The organism is Vibrio sp. Vb1980 (assembly GCF_033338615.1).
Lineage (GTDB): Bacteria > Pseudomonadota > Gammaproteobacteria > Enterobacterales > Vibrionaceae > Vibrio > Vibrio alginolyticus.
Genome location: NZ_JAWOSZ010000007.1, coordinates 210269 through 216471, shown reverse-complemented (window position 1 = coordinate 216471; position 6203 = coordinate 210269). Strand labels below are relative to the sequence as shown.

The 6203-nt window shown below is 44.1% G+C and carries 5 protein-coding genes; 2 read left to right on the top strand and 3 right to left on the bottom strand.

The window, feature by feature from the left end; translation table 11 throughout:
- Window positions 1–312: 312 nt before the first annotated feature.
- A complete protein-coding gene (locus R7F64_RS13550; RefSeq protein WP_318071788.1) occupies window positions 313–1215 on the top strand; it encodes a LysR family transcriptional regulator in 903 nt (300 codons plus the stop codon).
- 382 nt (window positions 1216–1597) lie between these two features.
- Window positions 1598–3304: a D-lactate dehydrogenase gene (dld, locus tag R7F64_RS13545; RefSeq protein WP_318071787.1), complete on the top strand. Its 1707-nt coding sequence runs from the start codon at window positions 1598–1600 to the stop codon at window positions 3302–3304.
- A 140-nt stretch (window positions 3305–3444) separates the two neighbouring features.
- Here the strand turns inward: dld and R7F64_RS13540 are convergent, their stop codons facing one another.
- From R7F64_RS13540 to alr, 3 genes are all read right to left on the bottom strand, one after another.
- Complete coding sequence (locus R7F64_RS13540) at window positions 3445–3753, bottom strand: AzlD family protein (RefSeq protein WP_005375985.1); 309 nt, start codon at window positions 3751–3753, stop codon at window positions 3445–3447.
- Entirely contained in the window at window positions 3750–4481 is a 732-nt protein-coding gene (locus R7F64_RS13535) for an AzlC family ABC transporter permease (protein ID WP_054865294.1), read from the bottom strand. The genes R7F64_RS13540 and R7F64_RS13535 overlap by 4 nt, the downstream gene beginning before the upstream one ends.
- A 311-nt stretch (window positions 4482–4792) precedes the next feature.
- Window positions 4793–6022, bottom strand: coding sequence for an alanine racemase (alr, locus tag R7F64_RS13530; RefSeq protein WP_182016106.1), 1230 nt, complete (start codon window positions 6020–6022; stop codon window positions 4793–4795).
- Between the last annotated feature and the right edge of the window lie 181 nt (window positions 6023–6203).

Sequence of the window (6203 nt, the reverse complement as noted above, 5' to 3'; positions counted from 1 at the left end):
ACACTAGCTCAGTTGGTAGAGCGCAACCTTGCCAAGGTTGAGGTCACGAGTTCGAACCTCGTGTGTCGCTCCAAATTATTCAGATATGGCCATGGCGGTATCTCGATGCCAAGTGCATCAACTTAAAACCAGCGAAAGCTGGTTTTTTTGTATCTGAAGACTGATAAATTCACACCATCTCTTTTTCATTACCTGTGAGCTTAGCAACCCCATCTCTGTCACGAGTTTCTGATATTAAGTGTGACCCGATGCTTCGCACCTCAGCCAATTTCAGTTTACAATACGGGCTTCCAAAGGATTTGACGAAGACGCATGAGAAATACCGACGATTACATCATTTTCTATCACTTGATCGAGCAAGGTTCATTCAGTGCTGCCGCTAGACATATGTCACTGACTAAATCGGTCGTCAGTAAACGCATTGCCAAGCTTGAACAAGAGCTTGGTGTACAGCTTCTCTACCGAACAACGCGAACGCTAACGTTGACTGAAGCAGGACGAGCGTTTTTTACTCATGCAAAAGCGGTTTATCAAGCGGTGGCAACGGCGGAAGAATCCATTGTGGGTTTAGGTAAAAACTTATCTGGACACATTAAAATTTCGGTGCCTACTATCTCTGGTGAATTAATTCTTCCTCAAGTGATTAATGAATTTAATCAGAAATACCCAGACATCAATATCGATATGGATCTAGATAATCGTTTCGTCGATATCATGAATGAACGTTTTGATTTGGCAATTAGAACGGGTGTGTTGCCAGATTCTAGTCTGATTGCAAGAAAGCTGGTGGATGCGAATTGGATCATTTGCGCGTCACCCCAATACCTAGCTAAACATGGCATACCTAAACAACCTCAAGCCTTGGCTAGCCACAATTGTTTAGTCTATTCCTACCAAGAAACCGGAGCGCATGAGTGGGCGTTTAAAGATGGAGACGAGGTATATCAAATCACCGTCGACGGTAACCTCTGTACCAACAATTCTTCTGTATTGAGAAATGTAGCGCTGTTAGGGCTGGGAATCATCTATGTACCGCGTGTATTGGTTTATGAAGACTTAAAACAAGGCAGTCTGATTCAGTTATTTAAAGACGAAACAGCCAAATGTTTGGGTATTTATGCGGTGTATCCCTACACTCGTCAGCAACCAGAAAAAATTAAGATCTTTATCGATCATCTATACTCAAGCTTTCAAAGTCAAAACCATCGATTTTAAGCCAATAACTCAACACCGATCGTTATATTGGTGTTGAGCTTATGTTTCCATCTTCATTTCTAAGAATCCTCTTAAATTTAGGGGCTTACGCTTCTCCTCGTTTTCTTCACTAATATTGATAACAAGATACCCCGCACAACTGTTAACAAATGGTTTTGCTATTGTTTCTTTTAAGAAACGGTCTGTTTCTTACGTTAAATTTCTCAAATGTGAAAGATAAGTGACAGAAAAATAAAGAATTATTTTGTTTGTTGTTTATTGATTACGTATTGCTCGCCCGTCTGACATAGACGCAGAGAAATGGACTGCTTATAGTGGCTCAAACGCTATGCCTGCCGCTAAGCGGTGTTGTGAGCGAAGTACAATAACTAGAGATACGGATATGAAACAAAAGCAGCTGATTGAAGAATTTAAAACCATCGTGGGGGAAGAAAATGTTCTAACCGACGAGGTTAAAACGAAATATTACCGCTCGGGGTTTCGTTCGGGTAGTGGTAATGCGCTTGCTATCGTGTTTCCTAACACTCTTCTAGAACAATGGAAGATTATTAAACAGTGTGTTGAAGCAAACTGCATCATTATCATGCAGGCGGCTAAAACAGGTTTAACAGAGGGCTCAGCTCCGAGTGGTAATGATTATGATCGCGATGTGGTTGTGATCAATATTACCAAAATCAAGAAGATTCACTTATTAGATGGTGGTAAGCAGGCGGTTTGCTTGCCTGGTGCGAGCTTACACTCTTTGGAGAAAGAGTTGAAGGCAGTGAACCGAGCACCGCATTCTATCATCGGCTCTTCATCGCTAGGTGCCACTGTGGTCGGTGGTATCGCCAATAACTCAGGCGGTGCGCTAGTTAAGCGTGGTCCTGCTTATACGGAACTGGCGATCTACGCGCAGGTCGATAAGCAAGGCCAGTTACATTTGGTGAACCACCTTGGTATTGAAGGATTAGGTGAAACGCCAGAAGAAATTCTAACAAACCTGCAAGAAGGGAACTTTGACCCAGCGAAGATCATTCATGATGAGCGAATGGCATCAGACAGAGAATACGATGAACGTGTTCGAGACGTGACTTCTGACATTCCTTCTCGCTTTAATGCCGATGAACGCCGATTATTTGAAGCCAGTGGCTGTGCTGGCAAGTTGGGTGTTTTTGCCGTTCGGGTTGACAGCTACCCAGTACCCGAAAAAGAGCAGGTTTTTTACCTTGGCACCAATGACCCTGCGAAACTAACGAAGTTGCGAAAAGACTTCTTATCTACGTTTGATAACTTGCCTGAGATGGGAGAATACTTGCATCGAGATATCTTCAACATGGCAGAGAAGTACGGCAAGGATGTGTTCTTATCCATCGACTTGTTAGGCACAGATAAGCTGCCAAAAATGTTCGCACTTAAAGCTAAGGTAGAAAACTTCTTAGAGCGCATCCCGTTTGTCAGTAAATATCTGCCAGACACCATTCTGTACTACGCGAGCAAGTTGTTCCCACAACATTTACCAGAGCGAATGCTGGATTTCCGTGACAAGTATGAGCATCACCTGGTATTGAAAATGAGTGATGGTGGTATTGCTGAAGCACAAAAATACCTCAAAGAAGTTTGGGCTGTTGAAGACGACTGTGATTTCTTCGAGTGTACGCCGGAAGAGGGTAAAAAAGCTTATTTACATCGCTTTGCAGCCGCTGGTGCAGCAATTCGGTACGAGACGATTCATCGAAAAGACGTAGAAGACATCGTTGCACTTGATATCGCATTGCGACGCAATGATGAAGAGTGGCTAGAAACTTTGCCTGAAGAGGTGAGTAAGAACCTTGTTCAAGCGCTCTATTATGGTCACTTTATGTGTTACGTCTTCCATCAAGATTACATTTTCAAAAAAGGGACTGACACGAAGTTGATGAAAAAGCTGATGCTAGAGCACCTCAAAAGCCGTGGTGCCAAATACCCAGCAGAACATAATGTGGGTCACTTGTATGAAGCCGAAAACTCGTTGCAGAAGTTTTACCACGAATTAGACCCAACCAATACCTTTAACCCTGGTATTGGTAAAATGGACAAATATAAGCGCAATTGTAACTGCTGTGCGTAATGTGCTGTCTCACTATGATTAATAATCGTTGTTCATCGTTCAAATGATGAGCATAAGATAAGCCCTGATGACACTTGTGACATCAGGGCTTTGTGTTTTGGGTCTTTTATTGATGACTGGTATCGGCGTTGAAACAGCGACTAAAGAGCACGTACCGCGGCGGCGGCGATGATGCCTGCTGCAATTGCTGGTAGAGGCTTTTTCACGATGAACATGACAACAGCAGTAGAAAACAGTGCTGCTCTAGCACCATTATCACCCTCTACTGCTAGCGGAGCTAAAAGGGCAACCAATACGGAGCCTGACATCGCAGTAATGAAACGTTGAACCCGTTCGCTAATTGGAATGAATGACATAACATACACTCCGCCCCAGCGGGTTATGAGCGTGACTAACGCCATAGCGATGATGATAAGCAGTGTGCCACCTATGGTTGTTTCGATGTTCATGCTTTCTTCTCCTTCCAACAAGCACCCAATACTCCGCCAGTAATGGCGCCAACCACTACGTGGCTATTCTCTGGCAAATACCAATACGCCAACATAGAAGATGCTGCTGCTATGGCCCAAATCGCAAAGATTCTTAAGTCTTTCGGCCCGGCTACCACCATAGACAGCAGGAAGCATCCCATAACCATATCGAGCCCGAGGCCCACCGGATCTTTGATTGCGCTACCAAAATAAATGCCGATCCAGGTGCCCACAATCCAAAAAGACCACATCGCTAAGCCGCCACCAACAAGCAAGCCAAAGCCTGGTTCTTTTCTACCAAATGCATTGAGTGCCATTGCCCAGTTAGCGTCTGATGCTACCAGCATTACACCGTAACGTTTTGTTGGTGGGAGTTGTCGTAACCATGGATAAAGTGTGGCTCCCATCAAGAGGTGACGAGCATTAATCGCAAATACAGTAATAAGAACTGGAATGAGAGGGACTTCTGCTCCCCACATTTCTAACGTGGCAAATTGTGAAGCACCGGCGAAGACCAGTGTGCTCATCAACATAGTGGGAAATACATCTAGTCCAGTCTGTACCGCAGCAACACCGAAAGCGAGGCCAAATATGACCACGAACATAGAGAGGGGTAAAAGTTGAGTGAATCCGTTCCAGACGTCAAGCCGATTAAATTCGTGCAACTCAGCGGAGGAGCGTTGAAGATGTTGAGTATTTTCTGTCATAGAGATACCTAGCTAGCAGGCAAAGGGGCAGTGCCATACGAGTGTGTTTGTTATTCTTTTGTAAACTTCATGTTTAACATCAATTGGAGGGGCTTTCAAACACTAAGTGCTATATAAAAATGAGCCATCCAAGCGGCTTTAAGAAACAGAGTGTAGAGAGTCGTACTTGGTAGTGCTAAAGGAGAGTAAAACAACAGAAATAGTAAGCTCTGTTTAATTGATAACATCACGAGCTAGTACAGATTAGTAAATAAGAAAGAAAGCGAGCACGAGGCTCGCTTTTTCGCTCTGTTACGAATAACTGAATAGGTTTATTTTACGTAGACACGAGGGTTCGCGCTTCCCCAAACCGTGTATAGTTCAGGGAAGATGACTTCTGCGTGTTTTTCCATCTCAGTAGCTGAAATCGTTTTGCCTTGTTGGGAGCCAAACAAAACAACTTCAGAACCAGGCTCAACATCTTTGATACCTGTAACATCTACCATTGTGGTGTTCATTGAAGCAACGCCCGCAACTTTTGCACGTTGGCCATTGATCAGAACTTCTGCCGTATTCCCCATTTTTCGTGGATAGCCATCAGAGTAACCAACAGGAATGTTCGCCATTAAGCTTTCTTTGCTTGTTGTGTAGCTGCTGTCGTAACCGACTGTGCTATTTTTTGGCAGGTGGTGAACGGATGCCACGCGTGTTTTGAAAGACACGATAGAAGGGTACTCAGGGTTAGTCGGTAGGTCTCCGTATAAAACGCCACCAGGACGAACCATATCAAGCTGCGCCTCAGGAACATTAAGCGCGGTGTAAGAGTTTGCTACGTGCAGTAAAATGTTGTCGCGTTTTAGATTCGCCTCTTTAATCAGCCATGTAGAACTGTCTTTGAATGAAGCTAACTTTTGGCGCACGTCGTCTGCATTGTAGTTAGGGAAATGAGTCATGATACCAACAATGTTAACGCCAGCTTGTTGAGCGATTTCTAGCGCTTCTTTCTTGCCCGTTTCTGTCGTCATATCAACACCATTACGTCCCATACCACCGTCGTTCAGAGCAAGGTGAACTTTGATTTCTTTACCAGCTTTCTCGGCTAGTTTAGACAGTGCTTTAGCTTGCTCTGCTGTGCCTATCAACTCTTCGACATTTAGGTCGATTGCGGCTTCAATCTCGCCAATATCCGCTGAGCGTACACGCATAAGTTGGCCTTTAAAGCCACTGTCGCGAACAGTTTGTGCTTCGGCGTTACTTGCAACGGCAACGCAAGGAATTTGTTGTTCGATAATAGTCGGCATCAGGCCTGCGATACCATTACCGTATGCGTCGGCTTTCATCACGGCGCAGATTTTCGTTTTGCCATCCATGTGCGATTTAAACTGCTCAATATTATCGCGGAACTGACCTAAGTTTATTTCTAGCCAAGCGTTAGCACCTTGAACTTGCTCTGCTTTTGCTGCTGTATTGCTAATTTGCAGAGGAGCAGCAGTAGCTTGCATTACAGGAACCGCGATTGCAGCAGCGATAGTCAGTGATAGTAAGGTTTTATTTAAGCGCATAAAGTCTCCGTACGCGTTTTTTGTATTGGTTATGTTATTGAGTACTTGGGGAAAGTACCTGACGAAGTAAAACGCTCCAAGTGGTGCTTTGGAGCGTTTGTTAAGATAGTGATTTAATATATACCTAAATATACCTCAGTGATGACATTCAATTTAAGCAAATCGGGATTGATTTGATATC